This is a genomic window from Halorubrum sp. CBA1125 (assembly GCF_009742825.1).
Classification (GTDB): Archaea; Halobacteriota; Halobacteria; order Halobacteriales; family Haloferacaceae; genus Halorubrum.
In genome coordinates, this window is record NZ_WPCE01000222.1 from 1 (window position 1) to 4,245 (window position 4,245).

General features: G+C 71.5%; 3 protein-coding genes and 1 pseudogene. 3 read left to right on the forward strand and 1 reads right to left on the reverse strand.

Annotation, left to right across the window (positions count from 1 at the left end; all coding sequences use genetic code 11):
• Positions 1-177: 177 nt before the first annotated feature.
• Positions 178-1,524, reverse strand: coding sequence for an alkaline phosphatase family protein (locus GJ633_RS14505; protein WP_156589380.1), 1,347 nt, complete (start codon positions 1,522-1,524; stop codon positions 178-180).
• A gap of 149 nt (positions 1,525-1,673) precedes the next feature.
• Here GJ633_RS14505 and GJ633_RS14510 point away from each other — a divergent pair.
• From GJ633_RS14510 to GJ633_RS14520, 3 genes and pseudogenes are all read left to right on the forward strand, one after another.
• Positions 1,674-2,650, forward strand: a pseudogene (locus GJ633_RS14510) (PhzF family phenazine biosynthesis protein).
• 81 nt (positions 2,651-2,731) lie between these two features.
• Complete coding sequence (locus tag GJ633_RS14515; protein WP_156589381.1) at positions 2,732-2,926, forward strand: hypothetical protein; 195 nt, start codon at positions 2,732-2,734, stop codon at positions 2,924-2,926.
• Positions 2,927-3,006: 80 nt separating this feature from the next.
• Positions 3,007-3,957 (forward strand): calcium/sodium antiporter, encoded by a 951-nt coding sequence (locus GJ633_RS14520; protein WP_321169107.1) that lies wholly within the window; start codon positions 3,007-3,009, stop codon positions 3,955-3,957.
• Positions 3,958-4,245: the final 288 nt, after the last annotated feature.

Consider the following 4,245-nt stretch of genomic DNA (forward strand, 5'->3'; position numbering starts at 1 on the left):
CGCGGGGTCGTCGCCGGCGCGCGCGAGCGCGAACCGACACCGGCCGTCGTCGGTCAGGTGGTCACAGCTGCCGGCGACCGCGTACGGGTCGTCGACGCCGACCGGCGTCCCGTCCGGAGTGCGTTCCACGCGTGGCCGTTGGCCGCGAGGCACTTGAACGTACAGCCGCGCGGCGGCTCACACGAGGCTCGCGCCGTCGAGGTCGGTGCGTCCGTACTCGACGTCGAGGAGGGTGAGGAGGGTCGGCGCGACGTCGAGCAGGTCGGCGTCCTCGACGTTCGCGTCGGGGTGGTCGACGAACAGCGCGGCGTCCTCGAACGCGTGCATCCCGGTGCGTGGGCCGTCGGGGTCGAAGACGGCGTCGTGGGGGCGGAAGCCGGACTTGAGGTCGAACCCCTCGTTCGGCAGGACGACGAGGTCCGGCGCGATCGCGTCGTGGTCGCCGCGGAACACCGCCTCGCGCTCGACGACACGGTCGGCGACCGGGCGTCCGTTCGGTCCCTCCCACGCTTCGAGCGCGTCGCGGAGGTCCGCCCGGACCGCCTCGTACTCCGATTGTGGGACGACGCCGTCCGGCTCGCGGCCCTCGAGGTTGAGGTAGAAGCGTCCCGGCACGAGCGAGTACGCTCGGGTGTCGTCGTCGATGTCGGCCAGCGCGTCGTGGTCGTCGTCGCCGTACGAGAGCCAGCCCTCCCGTTCGAGCCACTCGTTGCAGTAGACGTCGTATCGGAGCCGGGTGAACCCGTGCGTGGACCCGACGACGAGGGTGACGTCGTTCGGGAGCGCCGCGCGGATCCGACCGATGTGGTCGTCGAGGGCGCCGTAGAACTCGAGGAGGTCCTCGCGGTACCCGCCGCCGTCCTCGTAGTCGGCCCACAGGAAGTGGTTGATCCGGTCGGGCGCGGTGAACACGCCGACGAACAGGTCCCAGTCGTCGCGTTCGACGTACCGCGAGAACGCGGCCGCCCGGGCGTCGAGGGTGTCGCGGGCGTGCTCGACGAACCGCGACTTGTCGGACTTGTGGCCCAACTTGGCGTTGACGGAGAGCCGGTAGTCGCTCTCGGCGAGGTACGACCGGAGTTCCTCGGGGTGTGCCGCCTTGTCGAGCTCGGGCGAGAGGTACCCGGAGACCATCCGCTGGACGGTCCGTTGCGGGGGGAAGGTGACCGGGACGTTCATCACGGTGGCGTCGAGACCGGCATCGGTCGCCCGGTCCCACACCCGGGACGCCTGCACGTCGCCGCCCATCGGGACGTACGTCTCGTAGGAGTCGACCTCGCGGTCTTGAAAGCCGTACACGCCGGTCTCGCCGGGGTTGACGCCGCTCGTGAGGACCGGCCAGCACGCGCTCGATTCCGGGGGGACGATACTGTCGATCTCCCCTCCGTCGCCGGCGTCGGCGATCGCCGACAGCGTCGAGAACGTCTCCGGGGCGTCGGTGACGAGGCTGTAGGGGAGGCCGTCGATTCCGACGAACGCCACGCGCGGGGTGTCGCTCCCTCGCAGCCGGTCGAAGAGGCCCATACACACCCCATCCGCGGTCGAGGCCAAAAGGGTTGACATCGGACGCCGCGGTTTCCCGGGGATCGGCCGCCGCGGTCCGCCCGAGATCGGACGGGCCGATCCCCGGGACGCCTCGGGACCCTTTTGTCGACGGCCCTCGACCGGGACGCATGGAGACGCGACGCGTGCTGCTCGTCGACGCGTTCACGGACGAACCGCTGGCCGGAAACGTCGCCGGCGTCGTGCCCGACGCGACGGACTCACGGACGACCAGATGGCCCGGATCGCGGCGGAGGTCGGCGCCTCGGAGACGGCGTTCCTGTTCGAGAACGGAGCGGGAGGGGACGTCGACGCCGGCGACGTTGCGGGCGCCGGTGACGCTGTCGACGCCCAGGACACCGACGCCGGCGTCGACGAACGGGTCCGCTACTTCACGCCCTCGACGGAGGTCGACCTCTGCGGTCACGCCACCGTGGCCGCCTACGCCGCGCTGGACGCGGAGGACGCGATCGATCCCGGCGACCGGACGCTGCGGACGAACGCCGGCGACCTGTCGATCCGAGTGGACGACGACGGCACCGTCTGGATGCGCCAGAAGCCGCCGACGGTCGAACGCGTCACGCTCGACGCCGACCGCCTCGGCGACGCCCTTGGGATCGACCCGGCGGCCCTACGCGACGTCGGCGCGGACCTCCCCGTCGCGGTCGCGTCGACCGGGCTCCCGTGGCTCGTCGTCCCCGTGAACTTCCTGGAGCGGCTCGGCGAGGCGGCGCCCGACGCGGCCGCGGTGGCGGACCTGTCCGCGACCCACGACGTCGCCGGGGTCTACGCGTTCACCTTCGACACGGTCGACGCGGACGCGACCCTGCACGCGCGGGCGTTCGCGCCGGCGGTCGGCGTGCCCGAAGACCCCGTCACGGGGACGGCGAGCGGCGCCGTCGTGGCGTACCTCCGCGAGGTCGACGCGTTCGACGGCGACTTCCCCGACGAGCTGCGCGTCGAGCAGGGACACTTCTGTGACCGTCCCGGACGCGTCCGCGTCCGGCTGGACGGCGACGCGGTCCGCGTCGGCGGTCAGTCGGTCGTCTCGACGGACGGCGAGATGCGGCTCCCCGCGGTCGACGACGACGAGATCGTCGAGGCGTAGCCGCAGACTGCATGTTTGCGGAGGGTTCCGACGGCCGCGGACCGAACCCTTAGGGTCGCGCGAGCCGTATCGACGGCGTCCATGGAGTTCGACCTCCCACGCGCGGCCGGACTGTTGGTACTGCTCGTCGCCGTCGGCACCGCCGGCCTGATCGGCAGCGGGATGATGCCGCTACGGACCACCCTGATGATGGTCGTGCCGTCGATGCTCGCGTTCGGCGCCCTGTCGTTCGTCATCGGGATGAAACACGGCGAGTTTCGCGCGACCCACGCCTGAGTCGCCGACGGTCGCTCTCGCCGCTCGCCGCCGCACTCCGAACCGGGGCGCTTTTTAAAACGGCGCCGACAACGAGACCCGTGTCCCTCGGGTCGCCGCTCACGGAACTCCTGTTGCTCGTCGGAGGCGCCGTCCTCCTCTACGTGGGCGCCGAACTGCTCGTCGCCGGCGCCAGCGATCTCGCGCTCGCTGTCGGGCTCAAGGCGTCGACCGTCGGCGTCACCGTCGTCGCGTTCGCGACGACCGCCCCGGAGCTCTTCGTCTCGCTTTTCGGCGCGTTCACGGTCTCCACCGACGTCAGCCTCGGCGCCATCGTCGGCTCGAACGTGGCGAACATCGGGCTCGTGCTCGGCGCCTCGGCGCTGATCCGACCGCTCGATATCTCGGAGACGGTGGTGCGGCGACACGTCCCCTTCATGGTGCTCGCGGCGCTCCTGCTCGTCGGGCTCGGGTGGGACGGCCGGGTCGGCGTCGTCGACGGCGTCGTCCTGCTCTGCGTGCTCGTCGCGTTCACCGTCAGCGTGATGTACCGGATCCGCGAGACGCAGTCGGGTATCACGTCGACCGAGCGCGAGTCCATGCCGGCGGCACGCCCGCGCGACGTCGTCGCCGTGGTCGCCGGCATCGCGGCGCTCGTGTTCGGCTCGCGGTGGCTCATCGACGGCGGGCAGTCGCTGCTCGCGGCCGCCGGGTTCTCCGACCTCTTCGTCGGGCTCACGGTGCTCGCGCTCGGCACCTCGTTGCCGGAGTTGGCCGCCAGCGTCGTCGCCGCCGTCCGCGGCGAGGCGAGCTTCAGCATCGGCAACGTCGTCGGATCGAACGTCTACAACGTGCTGGCCGTGATCGGGATCGTCGCGCTCGTCGCGCCGATCGACGTCGCCCCCGGCGTCCTTCGGTTCGAGTTCCCCGCCCTGCTCGCGTTCACCGCGGTCGCCGTCGCGATGATGGTCCGCGGTGACCGGGTCTCCCGCGCCGACGGCGCCGTCCTGGTGGTGGGATACGGCGTGTTCGTGTACTTGCTGCTCCCGTGAGCCGATCCCGCACCCCGTCCCCGCGAGTTCTCCCCGCGGACGACCGCACCGGTTGGCGGTCAGGTACCGTTCCCGTCCGGAGGTCAGGTACCGTTCTCGCCTGGAGATCGACGCCTATTCGGCCGCCCGTCTCGGACCCGGAGACGTGATAGCGATCGTCGTCAGCCGGGCCGACGAGGCCTCAGCGCACATCGGCGAGCACCTGCTCGACGTCGGCGACTGGGTGCGCCGCGAGGACCCGACGCGTCCCGACGCCGCGGGGGGAGGAACGTACTACCGCGCGGACGG

Bases quoted from the DNA above. Each gene is read 5' to 3' on its own strand.
- GJ633_RS14505 (WP_156589380.1), bottom strand. From the start codon at position 1,524: ATGGGCCTCTTCGACCGGCTGCGAGGGAGCGACACCCCGCGCGTGGCG.
- GJ633_RS14515 (WP_156589381.1), top strand. From the start codon at position 2,732: ATGGAGTTCGACCTCCCACGCGCGGCCGGACTGTTGGTACTGCTCGTC.